The organism is Kitasatospora sp. NPDC048194 (assembly GCF_043202455.1).
Taxonomy (GTDB): Bacteria; Actinomycetota; Actinomycetes; order Streptomycetales; family Streptomycetaceae; genus Kitasatospora.
This window is the reverse complement of sequence record NZ_JBIDAK010000010.1, coordinates 206,844-226,986: the sequence shown is the minus strand read 5'-3', so window position 1 is coordinate 226,986 and position 20,143 is coordinate 206,844. Positions and strand designations below refer to the sequence as shown.

18 protein-coding genes and 1 riboswitch are annotated in these 20,143 nt (G+C 73.8%); of the genes, 7 read left to right on the top strand and 11 right to left on the bottom strand.

Features of this window, described 5'->3' with window-relative positions:
- Window positions 1–78: 78 nt before the first annotated feature.
- A complete protein-coding gene (locus ACGF07_RS15615) occupies window positions 79–1,896 on the bottom strand; it encodes an FtsX-like permease family protein (RefSeq protein WP_392898965.1) in 1,818 nt (605 codons plus the stop codon).
- Complete coding sequence (locus ACGF07_RS15610; RefSeq protein WP_392898962.1) at window positions 1,893–2,663, bottom strand: ABC transporter ATP-binding protein; 771 nt, start codon at window positions 2,661–2,663, stop codon at window positions 1,893–1,895. Before ACGF07_RS15610 ends, ACGF07_RS15615 begins: the two co-directional genes overlap by 4 nt.
- Before the next feature lie 167 nt (window positions 2,664–2,830).
- Window positions 2,831–3,006: riboswitch (M-box (ykoK) riboswitch) on the top strand.
- 371 nt (window positions 3,007–3,377) lie between these two features.
- On the opposite strand from ACGF07_RS15610, the gene ACGF07_RS15605 reads away from it, so the two are divergent.
- From ACGF07_RS15605 to ACGF07_RS15595, 3 genes are all read left to right on the top strand, one after another.
- Entirely contained in the window at window positions 3,378–5,042 is a 1,665-nt protein-coding gene (locus ACGF07_RS15605) for an NRAMP family divalent metal transporter (RefSeq protein ID WP_392898977.1), read from the top strand.
- Window positions 5,043–5,252: 210 nt separating this feature from the next.
- On the top strand, window positions 5,253–5,987 hold the full coding sequence (locus ACGF07_RS15600; RefSeq protein ID WP_350744981.1) for an MgtC/SapB family protein: 735 nt from the start codon (window positions 5,253–5,255) through the stop codon (window positions 5,985–5,987).
- An 81-nt stretch (window positions 5,988–6,068) separates the two neighbouring features.
- The gene (locus tag ACGF07_RS15595; protein WP_350744979.1) at window positions 6,069–6,746 is read left to right on the top strand and encodes a YoaK family protein; all 678 of its coding nucleotides are present in this window, start codon (window positions 6,069–6,071) and stop codon (window positions 6,744–6,746) included.
- 213 nt (window positions 6,747–6,959) lie between these two features.
- On the opposite strand, the gene ACGF07_RS15590 is transcribed toward ACGF07_RS15595, so the two are convergent.
- The gene (locus ACGF07_RS15590) at window positions 6,960–7,589 is read right to left on the bottom strand and encodes a class I SAM-dependent methyltransferase (protein ID WP_392898960.1); all 630 of its coding nucleotides are present in this window, start codon (window positions 7,587–7,589) and stop codon (window positions 6,960–6,962) included.
- 211 nt (window positions 7,590–7,800) lie between these two features.
- The gene (locus ACGF07_RS15585; protein ID WP_392898957.1) at window positions 7,801–8,241 is read right to left on the bottom strand and encodes a hypothetical protein; all 441 of its coding nucleotides are present in this window, start codon (window positions 8,239–8,241) and stop codon (window positions 7,801–7,803) included.
- A gap of 238 nt (window positions 8,242–8,479) precedes the next feature.
- Between ACGF07_RS15585 and ACGF07_RS15580 the strand changes: the two genes are divergently transcribed.
- Window positions 8,480–8,986 (top strand): DinB family protein, encoded by a 507-nt coding sequence (locus tag ACGF07_RS15580; RefSeq protein ID WP_392898954.1) that lies wholly within the window; start codon window positions 8,480–8,482, stop codon window positions 8,984–8,986.
- 140 nt (window positions 8,987–9,126) lie between these two features.
- Here the strand turns inward: ACGF07_RS15580 and ACGF07_RS15575 are convergent, their stop codons facing one another.
- The 4 genes from ACGF07_RS15575 to ACGF07_RS15560 form a co-directional block, all read right to left on the bottom strand.
- A complete protein-coding gene (locus ACGF07_RS15575) occupies window positions 9,127–9,864 on the bottom strand; it encodes a VOC family protein (protein WP_392898951.1) in 738 nt (245 codons plus the stop codon).
- 166 nt (window positions 9,865–10,030) lie between these two features.
- Window positions 10,031–10,687: a hypothetical protein gene (locus ACGF07_RS15570; RefSeq protein WP_392898948.1), complete on the bottom strand. Its 657-nt coding sequence runs from the start codon at window positions 10,685–10,687 to the stop codon at window positions 10,031–10,033.
- A gap of 298 nt (window positions 10,688–10,985) precedes the next feature.
- Window positions 10,986–11,450 (bottom strand): NUDIX hydrolase, encoded by a 465-nt coding sequence (locus ACGF07_RS15565; RefSeq protein ID WP_392898946.1) that lies wholly within the window; start codon window positions 11,448–11,450, stop codon window positions 10,986–10,988.
- Window positions 11,451–11,471: 21 nt separating this feature from the next.
- A complete protein-coding gene (locus tag ACGF07_RS15560) occupies window positions 11,472–12,905 on the bottom strand; it encodes an SDR family NAD(P)-dependent oxidoreductase (protein ID WP_392898975.1) in 1,434 nt (477 codons plus the stop codon).
- A gap of 468 nt (window positions 12,906–13,373) precedes the next feature.
- Here ACGF07_RS15560 and ACGF07_RS15555 point away from each other — a divergent pair, with 468 nt between their 5' ends.
- Entirely contained in the window at window positions 13,374–14,813 is a 1,440-nt protein-coding gene (locus ACGF07_RS15555) for a GuaB1 family IMP dehydrogenase-related protein (protein WP_350744967.1), read from the top strand.
- Window positions 14,814–15,022: 209 nt separating this feature from the next.
- On the opposite strand, the gene ACGF07_RS15550 is transcribed toward ACGF07_RS15555, so the two are convergent.
- Window positions 15,023–16,015: a DUF5995 family protein gene (locus tag ACGF07_RS15550; protein WP_392898943.1), complete on the bottom strand. Its 993-nt coding sequence runs from the start codon at window positions 16,013–16,015 to the stop codon at window positions 15,023–15,025.
- 180 nt (window positions 16,016–16,195) lie between these two features.
- On the opposite strand from ACGF07_RS15550, the gene ACGF07_RS15545 reads away from it, so the two are divergent.
- Window positions 16,196–17,038 (top strand): poly-gamma-glutamate hydrolase family protein, encoded by an 843-nt coding sequence (locus ACGF07_RS15545; RefSeq protein ID WP_392898941.1) that lies wholly within the window; start codon window positions 16,196–16,198, stop codon window positions 17,036–17,038.
- A 40-nt stretch (window positions 17,039–17,078) separates the two neighbouring features.
- On the opposite strand, the gene ACGF07_RS15540 is transcribed toward ACGF07_RS15545, so the two are convergent.
- On the bottom strand, window positions 17,079–17,468 hold the full coding sequence (locus tag ACGF07_RS15540; RefSeq protein ID WP_392898938.1) for a DUF3224 domain-containing protein: 390 nt from the start codon (window positions 17,466–17,468) through the stop codon (window positions 17,079–17,081).
- Window positions 17,469–17,688: 220 nt separating this feature from the next.
- Entirely contained in the window at window positions 17,689–18,777 is a 1,089-nt protein-coding gene (locus tag ACGF07_RS15535; protein WP_392898936.1) for a PP2C family protein-serine/threonine phosphatase, read from the bottom strand.
- Window positions 18,778–19,096: 319 nt separating this feature from the next.
- Between ACGF07_RS15535 and ACGF07_RS15530 the strand changes: the two genes are divergently transcribed.
- A complete protein-coding gene (locus ACGF07_RS15530) occupies window positions 19,097–20,068 on the top strand; it encodes an RluA family pseudouridine synthase (protein WP_392898934.1) in 972 nt (323 codons plus the stop codon).
- The last annotated feature ends 75 nt before the right edge of the window (window positions 20,069–20,143 follow it).

The following is a 20,143-nucleotide window of genomic DNA, read 5'->3' as shown; positions in this document are numbered from 1 at the left end:
TCGGTCGTCACAACCCGAATGCTGGACACCCTCCCTGCATGCCCGGAGCAGAACCGGCAAACCCAGCCGACTTCGGAACTACTCGTCTAGCCCGGTCAGCTGCTTCTCCAGCTCGGCGCGCAGCAGCGCGGCGGACGGCCCGTCCCGGTGGCTGGTCAGCTGGACGGCGCCGTACGGGGCCTGCGGCCGGTAGTCGCGCCGGTTCCCGGCGTCGGTGCCGGCGCTGTACACGCCGACGGCGACCGCCCCGGCGACCGCGGCCATCACGGCGGCGACGGCCGGTGCGGTGCGCGAGCGGTGCCGCGCGGAGTCCCGCAGGGCGAGCCGGGGACCGAGCGGCAGCCGCCCGGCGGCCCGGCCGACCACCGCGATCAGGGCCGGGGTGCAGGCGAGCAGGCCGAGTTCGGCGGTGATCGAGCCGCCGAGCACGGTCAACGTGCGCTCGTCGTAGGTGCTCACCACGGGCATGCCGTGCTGCACCGCTCCCGCGCCGTACATCGCGAGGGCGCCGCCGCCGAGGACCAGGGCCGTGCCGAGCAGGGTGACCACCCGGCTGGGCGCCCGGACGGTGTCCCGCCCGGTGAGGCCGGCGGTGACGCTGCGGCGGGCGGCCTGCCAGGCGGGCAGTGCGGCCGCGAGCAGTGCGGTGAGCAGGCCGATCCCGGCGATCGCGAGGAGGTCCAGCGGGGGCAGGGCGAAGTGCCCGAAGCGGGCACCGCCGACCTGTTCGACGAGCGGGCGCAGTGCGGCGACCAGAGCGGTGCCGAGGGCCACGCCGAGCACTCCGCCGGCCGCGCCCAGGACCAGGCCGCCGCCGAGGACCACCGCACCGACGTGGCTGCGGCCGCCGCCGGCCGCGCCGAGCAGGGCGAGCTGCCGCCGCGAGCGGCGGGCGCCGACCGCGAAGGCGGGCCCGGCGAGCAGGGCGACCTCCAGCAGCGCCATCCCGGTGACGGTGGCGACCACGACCCTGGTGTCACCGCCCGTGGCCGGGCCGCTGGAGCGGGTGGAGTCGCGGTAGTACGGGACGGCCCGGTTCGGCGGCGGGTCGAGGGCGACGGAGCGCGCGGTGAGGGTGTAGCCGTGGGCGTTGAACCGCTGGACGGCGGTCCAGTCCAGGGCGGCGCCGCTCGGCACGCGGAGCAGCCAGGCGTCGTGCCGGTCCGGGGCGCGTTCGGCGGCGGGCTGTCCGGGCTCCGCGGCGGCCGTCAGCGGGTCGAGCAACTCGCCCGGCCGGGCCACGAGTTCGACCCGGCCGAGGTCGTCCGGGTGCTCCACGACGGCGGTGATGGTGAAGGTGGTCCGCTCCAGCCCCTGGACGGTGGTGGTGCCGCCGAGCCCGAGCCCGGCACGGTCCAGGAAGGCCCGGGTGGCGGCCGCCTCGTGCGGGGCGGCGGGTGTGCGTCCCCCGACCACGTTCAGCCGGCCGCGCCAGACCGGGTCGCCGAGGTCGGCCTCGGTGGTGAGGGTGCGGACCAGGCCCTCGGGCGAGTTCGCGCCGGTCTCCGGCCCGGTGCGGGCGGGCGTGAGCCGGCTGCCGGGTGGCAGCAGCGAGCCGACCAGTTCGGCCGGGTCGGTGCTCGCGGCCCGCTGCTGCTCGGCCGTCGGCGGCTGCCCCGGCTTGGGGTCGAGCGCGAAGGCGCCGTCCTCGGCGATCGGGGCCTGCTCGACGGTCCGGCCCGGGCTGAGTCCGGTGACCAGGGCGTCCGCTCCGCCGACCACCCGCTCGACCCGCTCGGCCGGGGTGAGCTGCCCGCTGCGGTGGACGACGTCGGCACCGGTGACCCCGAGCACGGGCAGCGCGATCATGGCCAGGACCAGCGCACTGCGGCCCTTGGCGCGCAGTGCGTCGCGGCGGGCGATCCGCAATGCGACCTTCCACGCTCCGAGCTTCAACGCGCCACCTCCCCCAGGGGGTTGGGCCGGTGGACGGCTGCCGGGCAGCCGCCGGAGCGGCGACCGGTGCTCTCCGAGGCGATCGCGCCGTCCCGGAGGTGGACCACCCGGTCCGCCCAACCGGCGTGCGAGGCCTCGTGGGTGACCATCATGGCGGCCGCCCCGGCGTCGCAGCGGGCGCGCAGGACGGCGAGCACCGCGTCACCGGTGGCCGAGTCGAGTGCTCCGGTCGGTTCGTCGGCGAGCACCAGTCGGCGTTCGCCGATCAGCGCCCGGGCGATGGCGACCCGTTGCTGCTGGCCGCCGGACATGTCGTCGGGGAAGCGGTCGGCGAGTTCCCCGATGCCCAACTCCTCCAGCGCGGCCAGGGCCTCCCGGCGCGCGGCGCGGCCCGGGACTCCGTCGAGTTCGCGGGGCAGGGCGATGTTCTCGGCGGCGGTGAGCGCCGGGATCAGGTTGTAGTCCTGGAAGACGTACCCGACGGAGCGCCGCCGCAGGTCGGCGAGCCGGCCGCGGCTGAGGCCGCCGAGCGTGACGCCCTCGACCAGCACCTCGCCGCGGGTGGGCAGGTCCAGTCCGCCGGCCAGGGTCAGCAGGGTCGACTTCCCGGAGCCGGACGGACCCATCACGGCGACGAACTCGCCGGCGTGGACGGTCAGGTCGATCCCGCGCAGGGCGTGCACCTCGGCGGCGCCGCGTCCGTGCACCCGGGACACCCCGGTCAGGCGCAGGACGGGCTCGGACCGGGTCGGATCGGTGTGGGACACACTTCCCCCTCGTGAGCTGTTCAGCTGCATATGTCGGTGAACTATATATGCCGGGATGGGGAAGGTGTAGCAGGCGCGGACCGGTCAAGGTTCTACAAAGGTGTCGAGGAGCGGGCGGAAGGCGGCGGGCCCGCTCTCCGGCCGGGCTATGCTGTGTGAGGTTTCACGAGGCACCTCGTTCGGTGAGGCGTCTTCACGGACACAGGCCACTGACCCGACGACGTCGAGAGACGCCCAGGTTCAGGACAGGTCTTCCCGACCTAAGGGTTGACCCCAAGTGGCTTCCGGCCGACCGGCCGGACACGCCGTGGAGTGCCAAAGCTCTGACGAGTTGGGGTGTACCGGTCCGCCGCGACCGGTGTGCTCCTTGCCGTGTCGCGATGCGGCGCACAGTCGGTGCGCCCCCGGCCGGGAGGAGGCGAGATCATGGACTGCAGTAGTCCGGGCCACAGTCGGCCCTACCCCCGCATGCTCTCGAACACCTCCGGCACGCGGTGACGACCTCCCTCGCACATCCCCACCAGGCGCCTCGTCCGCTGCTCGACCACGGGCGGACGCAAGGCGCCTGACGATCCGTCACGCCAGCACGGCCGCCGTCGCCCGGCGCCGCCGTGCGGGGACGGCGGCGTGCGCCCAGCGGGAGGCGCGCTGCCGCGTGTCCCCCGACGCCCCTCGCCGAGGGGCAGGGAGGCAGGCCCTGCCATGACCAATGCGATGCTGGACCCGACGTTCCCCGCGGTTCCCGGCGCTTCCCCCACCACCTCCGCCGCCGGCCAGGCCGTCCTGGACGACGCCCACGTCGGCGACATCAAGGGCGCGCTCGGCACCCTCCGGCTCGACGACACCGCCCCGCGCCACGGGCTCTCCGCCCGGTTCAGGACCCTGCTGGCCGTCATCGGCCCCGGCCTGATCGTGATGGTCGGCGACAACGACGCCGGCGCCTTCTCCACCTACGGCCAGGCCGGGCAGAACTACGGCACCCAGCTGCTGTGGACCCTGCTGCTGCTCGTCCCCGTGCTGTACGTCAACCAGGAGATGGTGCTGCGCCTCGGCGCCGTCACCGGGGTCGGCCACGCCCGGCTGATCCTGGAGCGCTTCGGCCGGTTCTGGGGCGCGTTCAGCGTGATCGACCTCTTCCTGCTGAACGCGCTGACCCTGGTCACCGAGTTCATCGGGGTCACGCTCGCCGCCGGCTACCTGGGCCTGCCCAAGGCGGCCTCGGTGGTCCTGGCCGCCGCGATCATCATCGCCTCGGCCTTCACCGGCTCCTTCCGGCGCTTCGAACGGGTCGCCATCACCCTCTGCGCGGGCTCCCTGCTGCTGGTGCCGGTCTACTTCCTCCTCCACCCGAAGACCTCGCAGATGGCCCACGACTTCGTGACGCCCGCCCTGCCCGGCGGCTCCGGCCAGCTCGCGGCGGTCATGATGGTCGTCATCTCGATCGTCGGCACCACCGTCGCCCCCTGGCAGCTGTTCTTCCAGCAGTCGTACGTCATCGACAAGCGGATCACCCCGCGTTTCATGACCTACGAGAAGGTCGACCTGTGGATCGGGATCGCCGTGGTCATCGTCGGCGCGGCCGCGCTGATCGGCCTCACGGCGGCGGCCTTCGCGGGCACCGACGGCTTCGGACGGTTCTCCGACGCCGCCGCCCTGGCCGAGGGCATCGAGGCCAGGGCCGGCCGACTGGCCGGCGTGCTGTTCGCGATCGCCCTGCTGGACGCCTCCGTCATCGGTGCCTTCGCCGTCTCGCTGTCCACTGCCTACGCGATCGGCGACGTCTTCGGCATCAAGCACTCGCTGCACCGCGGCGTCCGGGGCGCCAAGGGCTTCTACGGCGTCTACGCCGGCCTGGTCGTCGTGGCCGCCGCGATCACCCTGCTGTCCAACGGCTACACCCAGGGCCTGATCACCCAGTTCGTCCAGGTGCTCGCCGGGGTGCTGCTGCCCTCCGCCACCGTGTTCCTGCTGCTGCTCTGCAACGACCGCGCCGTGCTCGGTCCGTGGGTCAACGGACCCAGGACCAACGCCTTCACCGCGGTCGTGGTCGGCGTGCTGGTGACGCTCTCGCTCATCCTGACCGCTGCCGTGGTCCGGCCGGGCATCGGCTCCGGCGCGATCCTGGGGATCGCGGCAGCCTGCGGCGTCGCGGGCGTCCTCGTCGCCGGGTACTCCTTCACCTTCGGCCGCACCGCCACCAAGGAGGACCCGGTCGACCGCACCGGCCGCGAGAACTGGCGGATGCCCCCGCTGGACACCCTCGCCACGCCGGTGATGTCCACGGCCCGCAAGGCCGGCATGGGCGCCCTGCGCGCCTACCTGCTGATCGCGACGGCCATGGTCATCATCAAGGTCGTCGAGACCGCGCTCGACCACTGAGCGGCCGGCCACGGGCGGGACGCCCTGGGGCGGGTGGGGGGTGGTGGGTGGCGGGTGGCGCCCCGCCGCCCCGGGTCCCGGCACCCGTCGTCCGCGGTCCTGGCGGCCGCCGCCCTGCTCGTGTTGCCCGTCCGTGTTGCCCCGCCCGCGTTTCCTGCCTGTGTTTCCCCGTCCGCGTTTCCCGTCCGCGTTCCTGGAGGAGGTGCCGTCGTGCACACCCTGACCACCGTCGAGTTCCTGGTCCGGCTCGCCACCGGCGTGGCCTGCGGCGCACTGATCGGCGTCGAGCGCCAGTGGCGCGCCCGCATGGCCGGCCTGCGCACCAACGCCCTGGTCGCCGCCGGTGCCACCCTGTTCGTGCTCTACAGCGAGGCGGTCGGTGACGCCGGCAGCCCCACCCGGGTCGCCTCCTACGTGGTCTCCGGCATCGGCTTCCTCGGCGGTGGCGTCATCCTGCGCGACGGCGCCGGAGTGCGCGGCCTCAACACCGCCGCCACGCTCTGGTGTTCGGCCGCCGTCGGGGTCCTGGCCGCGTCCGGCGAACTGGAACTCGCCGTCCTCGGCACGATCGCCGTGCTCGCCGTCCACCTGGTGCTGCGCCCGGCCGGCCGGCTGCTCGACCGGGCCCCGCAGTCCGGCAGCGACCCGGACTCCACCGGCCGGGCCGTCGTCCACCTGGAGTGCGACCGCAAGTCCGAGACCCACATCCGGGCCCTGCTGCTCCAGGCCCTGGCCGCGTCCGGCCTCGCCCCGACCGGCCTGCGCGCCCGCCGCACCGAGCAGGGCGACGCCACCAGCCTGCGCGCCACCGTGTCGACCACCGGCCAGGTGACCCCGGCGCTGGAGCAGGTCGTCACCCGGCTGTCGCTGGAGCCCGGCGTGCGGGACCTGCACTGGCACCTGGACGACGACCCGGAGGACCCGGCCGGTCCGGCGCTGGCCTGAGGGGGAGCGGCCGCTAAGGCAGGTACCGGCCTGAGGGGGAGTAGAACGGAGAGGCCGTCACGTGAGCCACTGGGAGGCCCGATGCTGAAACCCGATCCCGAGCACGGCCCGCTGGTGCCGATGCTGCTGGTGCTGACCCTGGTCACCGGAGTGGTGGACGCCGTCAGCTACCTCGAACTCGGGCACGTGTTCGTCGCCAACATGACCGGCAACGTGGTCTTCCTCGGCTTCGCCCTGGCCGGCGCGGCGAACCTCTCCGCCACCGCCTCACTCGCCGCCCTCGCCGCCTTCCTGCTCGGGGCCCTGGCCGGCGGCCACCTCTCCCGGCGCCTGCCCGGGCACCGCGGCCGGCTGCTGACCGCCGCCCTCGCCGTCCAAGTGCTGCTGGTGGCGGTGAGCACCGTGCTGGCGGCCGTCGTCGGCCACGGATCCTCGTCCGCCCGCTACACCTTGATCGGCCTGCTCGCGCTCGCCATGGGCGGTCAGAACGCGGTGGTCCGCTCCCTGAAGGTCCCCGACCTCACCACCACGGTGCTGACCATGACCATCACCGCCCTCGCCGCCGACCTCACCGGGTCCCGCCGACTGGCGTCGGCCGCCTGGATGTTCACCGGAGCCCTGCTCGGCGCCCTCCTCGTGCTCCACGTCGACGTCACCGCCGCGCTCGCCCTGGCGCTCGTCCTGCTCGTCGCCGTCGCCGCCGTCATCCACCGCGCCGGCAGGCCCACCCCGGCACCGGCCTGGACGCAGCGCCGCTGAGGCCGAATGCTCCGGGAATCCGCAGGGGCGCACACCCCTGCGGATTCCACCGAGCAGCACTGACCATCCCCCGCCGCACCCCTCATCCGGGCCGGCGTGATCGACACGACCTCCCTGGAGCCTGTCCGACGATTCCCGTCGGATCAGCGAGTGCCGGCCGAGTCGGTGGTCCGGAGGTGCGCCGACAGGCTGGCGGGTATCGCCGGGCAAGACCTACGAACGGCGGGCCAGCAGGTGGGCGTCGAGGAAGCCTCGTTCGGAGGCCGGATCGTGGAGCAGCCGAGCGAAGGGGACGAGCCCGGCATCGGCCAGCAGCTCGGCGAGGCGGTCCACCGGCCAGCTGTAGGCGGGTGTCACCTTGTGGTCGAACCGGATCGGCTCCGGTCCGTCGGTCCCGAAGAAGGAGACCAGAAGCAGACCCCCTGGCGCCAGGACGCGTACCTGCTCGGCGAGCAGCTCCGGCAGTTCCCCCGGAGGGGTGTGGATCATCGAGTAGTGGGCCAGTACGCCACCGAGCGCGCCGTCCTCGATCGGCAGGGACTCCATCCGCGCCTCCTGGAAGCGCAGCGCCGGATGGGCCCGCCGGGCGTGGTCGACCATGCCGGGGGAAAGGTCGAGGCCGAAGGCGTCCAGACCCAGTTCGTGCAGCATGGCCGTCAGATGTCCGGGCCCGCACCCGACGTCCGCTGCCCGCAGGTTGCCCGTCGCGCGCACCAGCTCGGCGAAGGTGCCGATCATGGCCCGAGCGAACGGCTGGGTCTCCAGGCGATCCGCGAACAGCGAGGCGTACAGCTCGACGACTCCGTCGTAGGCCGCCCTGGTCTCGTCCTGATGATTCGCCACGGCCCAGGACTCTAGTAGTGCTTCGTGAGGCGGTGTCGTAGGGCTGCCATGGGTTGGGTTGTCGGCACCGAGCCGCTCGGCCATGGCTGCATCGACTTGCGTCGGCCCTCCGCCGCCGTTGTTGTCATCCGGCTTCGCACACGATGGGCGAGTACCGGCTCCAAGCTCTGCCGTCGATCACCTGCGCTCTCGCGACAACGGTCGCCCCGCACTATGCGGGGCGAAGAACGGGATCGATCTCAGCCAGGAGTTCGTGCAACTGACGAGCCCCGTGGGCCACACGGTCGTCAGCGTCCTGCGACAGCTCCTCGCACAGGCCGATCGCACTGTCCCGGTCGTGGGAGAAGACACTGAATACGTCGACGACCGCGGTGTGAATCCAATCCCGGTGATTCGGGTCGGCAACTGCCAGCGCGGACGCGACTGTTGCCAGGCCCACCCTGTCCTTTCGCCGAAGCAGTGCCTCCGCGGTCACCCTGGTCACGAAGGTGTCGCCCGGATCGAGCACGAGCTCCAGCAGCGGACCATGGGCCTCCTGCATCTCGGCAAACCCTGCCAGGCCGTGGCCGGCATCCGCGCGGTCACGGTAGTCGTGGCTTCGCCCGAGTTCGCCGAGCGCCACGACAACGGCTTGTCGCACCTCCCTGTCCACTTGCCCGCCCACCCCTCCCACGACTTCCCGGCAAAGTACCACCGGGGTGCCCTACGGATGATCGCCAGAACAGCTCCTGACAAAGCACTACCAGGGCCTGTCCGGCGGATGGTGCCGGGCGGCCCACCGGCAGGGGACCGCTGTGGCGGCCCGCCGGACAGGGAACCGGGTGGAGCGGCTTGCGTTCCGTCGATAAATGCCTCGACATCGGTGGTGGTGATCGGGGACGCTTCGCGGGATGACCAGAATCGACGACACACCGCCCGCGTGGGACGAGCGCACCCAGCTCACCACGTTTCTCGACTATGCACGTGACACCGCCCGCGCCAAGTGCGATGGCGTCTCTGCGGAGAACGCGCGCAAGGCGCTCCTGCCGGGCTCACCGCTGATGACCATGAGCGGAGTGATCAACCACCTCCGCTGGGTCGAGTACTACTGGTTCCAAGTGGTCTTCCTCGGCGAGGAGGACCGGGGCCCCTGGACCGAGGAGGACCCCGACCGCGAGATGCGCATCGCCGTTGACTTCCCGCTCACGCAGTTGCTCGACGAATACGCTGAACAGAGCGCGCGCTACCGTGAACTGGTCGCCGGGAACGGCCTGGACAAGCGGGCCCAGCGAGCCGTCCGCGACGGCCTCCACGTCGACCTGCGCTGGATCCTCCTCCACCTCACCGAGGAGACGGCTCGCCACAACGGCCACCTGGACATCCTGCGCGAGCTGCTCGACGGAACGACCGGAGACTAGGCAGTCTCGTCCCCGAGACCGCCCGGTCCAGATCCTCCTCAGCGTCGGCCCGGGCCATCAGCGCGACGAACACCCACCGGACGGCCCGGGCCCAGGCGTAGCGGTGGTCGAGCAGGCGATCAACCTGGGGTGGAGCGGGGCTAACGGGGGCTGAGCAGGCAGAACTCGTTGCCCTCCGGGTCGGTCAGGATCCGCCAGGAGATGGCGGACTGGTCGATGCCCGGGTCGGAGGCGCCCAGAGCGCGCAGCCTGGCCTCCTCGGCTGCCGGGTCGTCACCGCGGTAGGGGCTGATGTCCAGGTGGACGCGGTTCCACCCGCTCTTGGTGTCGGGGGTGCGGACGAACTCCAGGTAGGGGCCGACGCCGTGGGCGGAACGCATGGTCGCGTGGTCGTCGGCGACCTCGTGCACCGTCCAGTCCATAGCTTCGCCCCAGAACCGGGCCATCGCCCGCGGGTCGGTGCAGTCGACCACCACTGCGGCGATCGGCCCGGTGTCCCGGTAGATCTCCCGGGGCTCCAGGACGCAGAACTCGTTGCCCTCCGGGTCGGCCATGACCGTCCAGGGGACGTCGCCCTGTCCCACGTCGGCGATTGTCGCGCCGAGGTCCTTCAGGCGCGCGACCAGCTCCGCCTGATGGACCGTCGAAGTGGTGGCCAGGTCGAGGTGCACCCGGTTCTTCACCGTCTTGGGTTCTGGGCGGGCGATGAGGTCGATGCAGACGGCCGCGGGGTCGGGGTATGCGAAGCCGACCGGTTCGAGGTTGGTGACGCCGGGGCCCTCGCTGTCGACACCCCAACCGAGTGCCTCCGCCCAGAACCGGCCGAGCGCAGCGTCGTCCTGGGCCTTCATGTTGATCTGCACGAGTCGTGTTGCCATGCCGCAGATCCTAGATCCGGAGTCGGCCGGTTGCCGCGGAGCTCCAGGGCGTCGAGCCACCGCTCCGCGTCATGCCAGCTCCGGCGGCGTGCTGATTGGGCTCGGCAGCAGGTCGAAGGTGCGGTGTGCGGCTCCAGGGCCGGTGGTTGGTCGGCCCGGGGGCCCGTCACTCCTCGCGGCGGTGACCGGCCCGGCCGCTCCACAGCGGCTCCAGCCGGGCCCAGCCGGCGGCCCAGGCGGCGTCCGCCCGGCGGTCGAGGGCGTGCAGGCGCAGCCGCAGGGCCACGACGAGCAGCCCGAGCAGGACGAGGAGGGCGCCGGTGCCGGTGCAGGCTGCCGAGACGGCGAGCGCGGCTCGGTTGACCGGAGGGGTGGTCGCGTTGCCCCGGGGGTCGACCCAGATCGGGACGACGGCGCCGGGGACCGCCGTGCGCGGTGCCTCGACGGTGCCGGTGTGCGCGGTGCCCGGGGGGTAGCTCCAGGCGGCCTCGACGTTCACCAGGGTGTCGTAGCCGCCCGCGAAGCGGCTGCCGGCGGCGGCGCCGTGATCCGGGATGACGGCGACCACGGCGTCCACGCGGTGCAGCCGGATCCGGTCGGCGGCGGCCCGCGGCGCCGACGAGTGGTAGAGCAGCATGGCTCCCGTCACGGAGACGGCGAGCGCCAGCAGCCCCCCGAGGAGCGCGAGCAGCCAGGCGCGGGCACGGGCGCGATCGAGCGGGCGGGCCAGTGGTTCGTGCCGAGCGCCGAAGGCCCGCCGCAGCTGACGGCCGGTTCGCTGCGGGAGCGACGCGGGCCGGGCCGGCCGGGGTGCGCTGGGCACGGTGAGGACTCCTCAGGACGGCGGGCGCGTAAGGGCCTTGCCCACCCAATCTCCACCCCGCGGCCCCCCTCGCACAAGAGTGGTGCGCGTCCGGAGGACCGCCGGCCCTCTCGGTCGGGACGTTCGGCCCTCGGCAGGGGCCGCCCGACCGGGCAGGCTGGAGTCCGACCGCGCCCCCGTCCCTGGGCGTGGTGCCGGCCCGCTCGGACCGTGGGGGGTCCGGGCCGTGCTGGGGAGCGGGGGCGGTCGTGCGGCCGCCCCCGCTCCTCGTTCCGTCGGCGGTGGGTGCGTTCGTACGTCAGCGGCGGACGACGGGGTAGCCGTGCGTCCCGTCGCGCGGGACGTCGTCCAGTCCGGGCAGCCAGCTGCCGAGCACCAGTGCGGACGGGTAGAACATCGGCTCCGGCAGCTCGTCCACCGCGAAGCGCTCCCAACCGGCACAGGCGTGCGGCTCGGTGACCACCGCCTCGGCGACGCTCGGCGGGGCCAGCACGGCGGCGGTCAGCCGGGGCCGGCCGAGCTCGTGGTCCAGGTGGACGGCGAGCACCCGCATCCGCGCCGCGGGCAGCACGATGCCCGTCTCCTCGGCGAGTTCGCGGGCCGCGGTCTGCTCGAAGGACTCGCCGAGGTCGACCTTGCCGCCGGGCAGGCTCCAGGTGGGCGGCTCGCCGGCGGTGGTGCGGCGGCCGATCAGCACCCGGCCGTCCCCGGTGGGCACGATGATCCCGGCACCGAGCAGCGGTGCGGTCGGAACGGTGCTCAACTCGCCATCTCCTTCAGGTGGTCACCAGTTGGCGCGCTCGTAGTCCTTGAGGAAGCAGCCGTACAGGTCCTCACCCGCCTCGCCGCGCACGATCGGGTCGTACACCCGCGCCGCGCCGTCGACCAGGTCGAGCGGGGCGTGGAACCCGGCGTCGGCCAACCGCATCTTGTCCGGGTGCGGCCGCTCGTCGGTGATCCAGCCGGTGTCGACGGCGGTCATCAGGATGCCGTCGGTCTGGAACATCTCCAGCGCGCTGGTGCGGGTCAGCATGTTGAGCGCGGCCTTGGCCATGTTGGTGTGCGGGTGGCCGGCGCCCTTGTAGCCGCGGGAGAAGACGCCCTCCATCGCGGAGACGTTGACCACGTACTTGCGGCGGGACGCGGACGCGGCCATCGCCGGGCGCAGCCGGCTGATCAGGATGAACGGCGCGGTGGAGTTGCAGAGTTGGACCTCCAGCAACTCGACCGGGCCCACCTCCTCGACGGTCTGCACCCAGCTGTTGGTGTCCGCGAGGTCGGGCACCAGACCGCCCGCGTCGATCGCGGTGCCGGCCGCGATCCGGGCCGGGGTGGCGGAGCCGGTGACCAGCGCGAGCGAGGTGACGTCCTCGGCGGCCAGCCGCTGCTCGCTGCCGGTCGCCTGGCGGGGGAGGGCGGGCAGGTCGACGCTGCCGCTGCCGAAGCGGCCGATGGTGGTGGCCTGCGGCAGCTCGCCGGCCGGCAGCGGGGCGGACTCTGCGCTGATCAGCTCGCGGTAGGACTCCGGCGGGCGGCGGACGGTCTGCGCGGCGTTGTTGATCAGGATGTCCAGCGGGCCGTCGGCGGCGACCTCGTCGGCCAGCGCCATCACCTGGGCCGGGTCGCGCAGGTCGATGCCGATGATCTTGAGGCGGTGGATCCACTCGGCGCTGTCCGGCATGGCCTTGAAGCGGCGGATCGCGTCGTTGGGGAAGCGCGTGGTGATGGTGGTGTGGGCGCCGTCGCGCAGCAGCATCAGCGCGATGTATATCCCGATCTTGGCCCGGCCGCCGGTCAGCAGCGCGCGCTTGCCGGTGAGGTCGGTCCGGGCGTCCCGGCGGGACCGGTTCAGGGCCGCGCACCGCTGGCACAGGTTGTGGTAGAAGGCGTCGACCTCCACGTACCGGCCCTTGCAGATGTAGCAGCTGCGCGGCCGCTCCAGGATGCCGGCGATCTCGGTGGTGGTGACGGTGGTCAGGCCGAAGGCGCCGGCCGTCTCGTCGTCGATCCGGGTGGGCGCGCCGGTGGCGGTCCGGGCGGTGACCGCGCGGTCGTTGGCGGTCTTGCGGGCCCGGGTCTCCTGGCGGCGGCGCTGCTTGAGGGTCCGGAATATGCCGCCGACGGCCTTGCGGACGGTGATCGCGTCGGGGTGGTCGACGTGCAGCTCGTCGAGTTCGGCGAGCACCCCCAGGCAGAGCTTCAGCCGCTCCGGGTCCAGGCCGGGGCCGTAGTCGACCTCCTCCTCGGTAGCCGCGCCCTCGCCCCGGCCCGCGGCCGTGCCGTGCCCGGCGCTGTGCCCGGTGCCGTCCTCCGTGCCGTCGGTGGCGCTGCCTCCGACGTGGCGCCCGGTGTCCCGCCCGACGTCCTGCCGCTCCACGTCCTTCTGCTCGATCACGCCCGCTGTCGCTTTCCCGCTCGCCTCGCCGTTCACCGCGTGAATGCTACGGGAGCGGTCCCCGCCCGGGCGAAAAGCCGATGTCGGGGAGGTGGCTTGGAGGATCGTCCATGTCTACGCGCGGAGCATTGATCATGGTTTGTGCACAGCACCAGCGATGTCCCCCGAACTGGCTTTTGGTCGCGCCCTCACGGACAATCGAACGCTGGGTGCAGGGCGCCCGAGTGCGCCCCGGCGGCCTCGCCGCAACCGCACCCGAGGTGTAATTTCTCCCAGCCAGAGAGCCCATTCATGCGTTTCCTGAACGACCTCAAGCCCTCGTACGACCTGACGTACGACGACGTCTTCATGGTCCCCAGCCGTTCCGCCGTGGGCTCCCGGCAGGGTGTCGACCTCTCCTCGAACGACGGCACCGGCACCACCATCCCGCTGGTCGTCGCCAACATGACCGCCATCGCCGGCCGCCGGATGGCCGAGACCGTGGCCCGCCGCGGCGGCCTGGTCGCCATCCCGCAGGACATCCCGACCGAGGTGATCGCCGAGGTCATCTCCTGGGTCAAGCAGCGCCACCTGGTGTTCGACACCCCGATCACCCTCGCCCCCGGCGCCACCGTCGCCGAGGCGCTCTCCCTGCTGCCCAAGCGTGCGCACGGCGCCCTCGTGGTCGTCGAGGACGGCAAGCCGGTCGGCGTGGTCACCGACTCCGACTGCCAGGGCGTCGACCGCTTCACCAGCCTCGCCGACGTGATGTCCCGCGACCTGCTGGTGCTGGACGAGGACGTCGACGCGCGTACCGCCTTCGACCGGCTCGCCGAGGCGCACCGCAAGCTCGCCCCGGTGGTGGACGGCCAGGGCCGCCTGGTCGGCATCCTCACCCGCAAGGCCGCGCTGCGCGCCACCCTGTACACCCCGGCCGTGGACGCGAACGGCAAGCTGCGGATCGCCGCCACCGTCGGCATCAACGGCGACGTCGCCGGCAAGGCCAAGGCCCTGATCGAGGCCGGTGCCGACGTGCTGGTGGTCGACACCGCGCACGGCCACCAGGAGAGCATGATCAGCGCACTGCGCGCGGTGCGCGGCCTGGACCCGCAGATCCCGATCGTGGCCGGCAACGTGGTCTCCGCCGCCGGTGTCCGCGACCTGGTCGAGGCGGGCGCCGACATCCTCAAGGTCGGCGTCGGCCCGGGCGCCATGTGCACCACCCGGATGATGACCGGCGTCGGCCGCCCGCAGTTCTCCGCCGTCCTGGAGTGCGCCGCCGAGGCCCGCCGGCTCGGCAAGCACGTCTGGGCCGACGGCGGGGTGCGCCACCCGCGCGACGTCGCCATGGCGCTGGCCGCCGGTGCCTCCAACGTGATGATCGGCTCCTGGTTCGCCGGCACCTACGAGTCCCCGGGCGACCTGCAGACCGCCGCCGACGGCCGCCAGTACAAGGAGAGCTTCGGCATGGCCTCGGCCCGCGCCGTGAGCAACCGCACCGCCCAGGACTCCACGTACGACCGGGCCCGCAAGGCGCTGTTCGAGGAGGGCATCTCGCACTCCCGGATGTTCCTCGACCCGGCCCGCCCGGGCGTGGAGGACCTGATCGACTCGATCGTGGCCGGCGTGCGCAGCTCCTGCACCTACGCGGGCGCGAGCAGCCTGGAGGAGTTCCACGAGAAGGCGATCGTGGGCATCCAGAGCGCGGCCGGCTACGCCGAGGGCAAGCCGCTGCACTCCAGCTGGGCCTGATCCGGCTCGATCATCCGGCCTGACCAGGCCTGGTCAGGCCCGACTGGGCTGCGCTCGGCCGGGCCTGGTCGTTGCTGGGTCGGCTGCGCGGTGCCTGACCCCGCTGTGTTCGGTAGCGCCAGGCTCCGTGGGGCAGGCGCACGCTCGGTCGGGCCGCGCTTCATCGGGCTCGCCCCGGCCGGATCCGGTCCGGCCGGGCTCCGGGCGGGTCAGGCCCGCGTTCGCCGGGCCCGGTGCGGCTGGGTCCGGCTCGGCTGGGTCGGCCCGTCCGTGTTCGTCCCGCCGGCCGCCCGGCTCCTCGCCTCGGCGAGCCGGGCGGCCGCGATGCGTCGCCCTCCGGTCGGCCCGTCGATCGACCGGATCTCCTGGGCGGAGGCCCCGCGCGGCCCGTACGGGAGCAACAGGGCGCGGCCGAGCAGGCCGACCGAGTCGTCCAGCGCGGTGGCGAAGGCGCGGGCCGCGGCCGGGAGCCGGCGCAGCTCCCAGAGTGCCTGCACCGCCGACCACGCGCCCTCCCGGGCCGCCTCCACCGACCAGGTGCCGAGCAGGTGGGTGAGCGGCTCGGCGCACTCCAGCAGGTCGTGCCCGGGCATCAGCTGCTCCCGGGCGGCCGCCTCCACCCCGGCCAGCACCCGGTTGATCCGGTGGTAGTCCGCCTCGACGCCGGCCGGCGCGCAGCCGCGACGCCGGCAGACCTCGACCACGGCCAGCGGCAGGTCGTGCTGGATGTGGGCGTTCATCCCGGCCAGCGCGAACTGCAGGGGGTGCACGCCCGGGTGGCTCCGCAGGGCGAACAGCGGCCGCCAGCAGGCGGGCGGCTCCTGCCCCGCCGCCTCGGCGGCCACGGCCCGCAGGTACCGCCCGGCGAACACCACGTCCAGCTCGGCCACCGCCGACGGGTCGGCGAAGTAGCCGCCGGCCGCCAGCCGGTCGCGGACCGCCTCGGTGACGGTGAGGTAGAGCCGGTTGAAGACCGCCACCCCGTCCTCCGGGGGCAGGTGGGCCGCGATGGCCCGCAGCCGCCCCAGGACGCCCTCGACCGTGCCCGGTGTACGGACCCGCGCCGGACGCGACGTCGCCGCGTCGGTCGTCGGCGTTCCGACCACCGACGTCGGGCCGGCCACCGAGGTCGGGCCGGCCACTGACGTCCCGGCCGTCGCCGCGCTGGTCGTCGCCGCACGGGTCGTCGCTGTGCCGTCCATGCGCCACTCTCCGGGGCCGATCGTCCATTGATCGCATCATCGTGGCAGCGTGGATGGTGTCCGGTGGGCGCGCACACGCGTCCGTCGAGCCGGCGTCACACGATCAGTCGGACCCGCCAGGCCCGGGTGCGGCATTGACCGTGATTTTGCTGTGACTTTACCCGCTCCCCACCTCCTGCCATGATCGCGACCGTGATCAACCGTCGAACCCTGATAGCCGCGTTCGCCGCGGCCCCGGCCATCAGCACCATCGGCGCCGCACTGGCCGGCACCCCGGCGAACGCCGCCGACCTCTACTCCTCCAACACCGCCCTCTACGCCGATCCGTCCGTGGTCGAGGGCGTGGACTACGGCCGCCGCTACCGCCGCCACCTGGTCGACGACCAGAGCCTGCAGAGCACCTCGCGGCCCGTCCGGACCACCGTCATCGCCCCGCACGGCGGGGGCATCGAGGTCGGCACCTCCGAGCTGTGCCTGGCCATCGCCGGCTACCACCCGGCCGACCTCGCCCCGACCCCGGCGGCCGGGCCGGTCCACGACTTCTGGATGTTCGAGGGGCTGCGCTCCTCCAACAACGGCGCCCTGCACGTCACCTCGACCCACTGCGACGACGGCATGGCCCGCGCGATGTGCGCCGGCAGCCTGAACGTGGTGGCGCTGCACGGCTGCACCGCAAGCCAGGCCGGTCTGGAGACCGGTGCCCAGGCCGTCCTGGTCGGCGGCCTGAACGCCACCCTCCGCAAGTACCTCATGGAGGAGTTCGCCGCGGCCGGCGTCCGGGCCGTGACCGCCTCCGGGGAGGAGGAGATCGCGGGCATCGCGCCGGACAACATCTGCAACCGCAGCATGCTCGGGATGGGTGCCCAACTGGAGATGACCACCGAGCTGCGCACCGCGATGTTCGCCCCGGGCAAGAACACCCGCGCCGACCGCGCGACCAACACCCTGCCGCTGTTCTGGAGCTTCACGAACGCGGTCCGCACCGCGATCCAGCGGCTGGAGGCGACCCAGCCCGTCCAGTGAGGACGTGCCCGCCGGCTGCGCGAACGGGCCGCAGCCGGCGTCAGCCCAGCTCGTACGCCAGCACGTAGGTGTGGGCGCCGGACCCGTCGACGGACAGACTGAAGCTCCCGGTGATCCCGGCCAGCTCGCCCGTCCCGGTGCCCGGCACCACGCGTATCGTCACCCCGGTGGTGTCCCAGGCCGCGTGCTGGAGCACGAACGAACCCTTGCGCCCGTCCAGTTCACCCGTCACGTGCTCCACCGCGACGTACGAGGCCGGTCCACCCGAGGGGCCGGCCACGGACAGCATCCGCACCTCGCTGCGCCCGCTCAGCCCGCCCGTGAAGGTCTTGGCGATGCTGACCCGCCCGAAGGCGGCGCCCTCGTGCTCCTCCGTCTCCCCCGGTTCGAAAGCGGTCAGCTCGAACGACCCGCTCGCCTCGGCACCCACGGCCTGCTCCCCTCGTCGGTCGTCTCCCGACCGGCGGCCGCCGACCGAGCGGTCGAGCGCGCCCCGGACCGGGTGGCCGGTACGCCTTGACCGTGCGTGAAGCCTTGCACACAGCACTGACAACCGGCCCCGCGTCCCCGACGCCCGCTCACCGGCCACCGCTCACCGGCCACCGCTCACCGGCCCCCGGCGCCGGCGCCCGACCGGCCGTCCGGAACCCTCAGTGGTCCCAGCGCAGCGCCAGCAGCGCGGCGTCGTCGGCCAGCCCGGCGTCGCCGACCCAGCCCCGGACGTCCGCCAGCACCGCGTCCAGCAGGTCCGCCGGGTTGCCCCCGTGCAGACCGGGCAGCCGCTGCGCCAACGGGTAGAACCGGCCCTCGGCGTCCCGGGCCTCCGCGACCCCGTCGGTGTGGAGCAGCAGCAGGTCGCCCGGGCTCGGCTCGAAGGCGCTCGCCCGGTAGTCCTCCCCGGTCAGCTCGCGCAGGCCCAGCGGCGGAGCCGGGCGGGGCGGCGCCAGCTCGCTCACCGCGCCGGCCCGGCGCAGCAGCGGGGGAGGGTGCCCGCAGTTCCCCACCCGCACCGGCCCCCGGTCGGGCGCCACGTCCAGCAGCAGGGCGGTGGCGAACCGCCCGTCGCCCGGGCGCGCGGTGAGCGCCGCGTCCAGCCGCTGCGCGAGCAGCGCCGGGTCCGGTTCGGTGCGCGCCGCCTCCCGGAACACCCCCAGCACGTCCGCGGCCGTCTCCACCGCCGGGAGCCCGTGCCCCTGCACGTCCCCCAGCAGCACCCGGACCCCGAAGCGCGTCTCCACCACGGCGTACAGGTCCCCGCCGATCCGGGCCTCGGCCGCCGCCGCGACGTACCGCACCGCCAGGCGCAGCCCGCCGATCCGCTCGGCGGGCGGGCGCAGCAGGGCCCGCTGCGCCGCCTCGGCCACCGTCCGGACCTGGAACAGCTCCCGCTCGCGGGCCGCCACCAGCACCACGCTGGCGGCGCTGGCCAGGGTCGAGGCCAGAACGGTGACCGGCACGCTGATCCGGACGGAGGAGGGCAACTGGGCGTTGGCCGACTCCAGCAGGCAGACCGCCAGCAGCGCCGCCGCGCCGACCAGCAGCGGAACCCTCGCCTTCCGGGTGGTCGCCCCGGCGAGGACCGGCGCCACCGCGAGCAGCGGCGCCAGGGTCGTCCCGGGGCCGAGCGCCAGCGCGGTCACCACGGCGGCGACCAGCAGCACGAGGGCGCCGTACAGCAGGAGCCGGGTCCGCCGAGGCAGGTGCAGGGGTGGCAGCCCGTCCGGGCCGTCGGCGGTCACACGTTCTCCTTCACGGGTCTTCGGGTCCGCAGGTCCGCGGGTCCGCGGGCCGGCGAGGCCGCGGGCGCAGGGGCCCGGGGCCTCCGAACCACTTTCCCCGTCCCGCCCCGAGTCAGCACCTCGGGCAGGGAGCGGCCCCCGCCCGAGCCGGCCGCGGCCCCCGTTCCGGCCCGTCTGCGGCCCCGGCCGTAGCCCGCACTCCAGCCCGCTTGCCGGCCCGCTTGCCGACCCGCCGCCGGCCCGCCTGCGGCCCCGCCGCCGCCCGTCCTCCGACCCACGCCCCGGCCCGGCCGCGGCGCCCACTAGGCTGGGCCGGAAGATGAGACGCAAGAGCCGCCGCCCGACCTCCCCCCTCCCGCAACGCCACGGCGTGGACCCGGTCCACCTGCGGCTTCCGCTGGAGGGCGGCTGGCCGACCGTGCGCGACCACCTCGTCGAGCGGCTGCCCGCCGTGGGCGCGTCCCGGATCGACGCGGCCCTGCGCGGCGGCGAGATCTTCGGCGAGGACGGCCCGATCGCCGCCGACGAACCGTTCCGCCCGGGCGCGCACCTGTGGTTCTACCGGGACCTCCCGGAGGAGGTGCCGGTCCCCTTCGACCTGGTGGTGCTGCACCGCGACGAGCACCTGGTCGTGGTCGACAAACCGCACTTCCTGGCCACCACCCCGCGCGGCCGGCACGTCGCCGAGACGGCGCTGTCCCGGCTGCGGCACGGGCTCGGCCTGCCCGCGCTCAGCCCCGCGCACCGGCTGGACCGGCTCACCGCGGGGCTGGCGATGTTCGTGGTGCGGCCCGAGGACCGCGGGGCCTACCAGACGCTGTTCCGCGACCGCCGGGTGCACAAGGAGTACCAGGCGGTCGCCCCGTACGACCCGGCGTTGAGCCTGCCGCGCACCGTCCGCAGTCACATCGTCAAGGAGCGCGGGGTGATCGCCGCGCGCGAGACCGACGCGCCGCCGAACAGCGAGAGCCGGATCGAGCTGCTGGAACGGCGGGACGGCCTGGGCCGCTACCGGCTGCGGCCGCTCAGCGGGCGCACCCACCAGCTGCGGCTGCACATGAGCGGTCTGGGACTGCCGATCCTCGGGGATCCGGTCTACCCGGTGGTGCTGCCCGAGCCGGCCCCGGACGACTTCCGCCGCCCACTGCAACTGCTCGCCTCCGTCATCGCGTTCACCGACCCGCTGACCGGCCGGGAGCGCCACTTCGAGAGCCGTCGGACCCTCGCCGCCTGGTCCGACCCCCAGGGCTGGGAGAGCGGCGCCGAACGGGCCCCGGCGGACCGGTCGTAGGACCGCCCGTCGTCCTACGGCGAACGGCCGATCCGGTCCCGGTTCCGGCGGCCGATCCGCCGTCGGGGCGGCGGC

Excerpts from the sequence above, each read along its gene's own strand:
- ACGF07_RS15605 (WP_392898977.1), top strand. The coding sequence starts at position 3,378 with ATGCTGGACCCGACGTTCCCCGCGGTTCCCGGCGCTTCCCCCACCACC.
- ACGF07_RS15595 (WP_350744979.1), top strand. The coding sequence starts at position 6,069 with ATGCTGAAACCCGATCCCGAGCACGGCCCGCTGGTGCCGATGCTGCTG.
- ACGF07_RS15580 (WP_392898954.1), top strand. The coding sequence starts at position 8,480 with ATGACCAGAATCGACGACACACCGCCCGCGTGGGACGAGCGCACCCAG.
- ACGF07_RS15575 (WP_392898951.1), bottom strand. The coding sequence starts at position 9,864 with ATGGCAACACGACTCGTGCAGATCAACATGAAGGCCCAGGACGACGCT.
- ACGF07_RS15555 (WP_350744967.1), top strand. The coding sequence starts at position 13,374 with ATGCGTTTCCTGAACGACCTCAAGCCCTCGTACGACCTGACGTACGAC.
- ACGF07_RS15550 (WP_392898943.1), bottom strand. The coding sequence starts at position 16,015 with ATGGACGGCACAGCGACGACCCGTGCGGCGACGACCAGCGCGGCGACG.
- ACGF07_RS15545 (WP_392898941.1), top strand. The coding sequence starts at position 16,196 with ATGATCGCGACCGTGATCAACCGTCGAACCCTGATAGCCGCGTTCGCC.
- ACGF07_RS15530 (WP_392898934.1), top strand. The coding sequence starts at position 19,097 with ATGAGACGCAAGAGCCGCCGCCCGACCTCCCCCCTCCCGCAACGCCAC.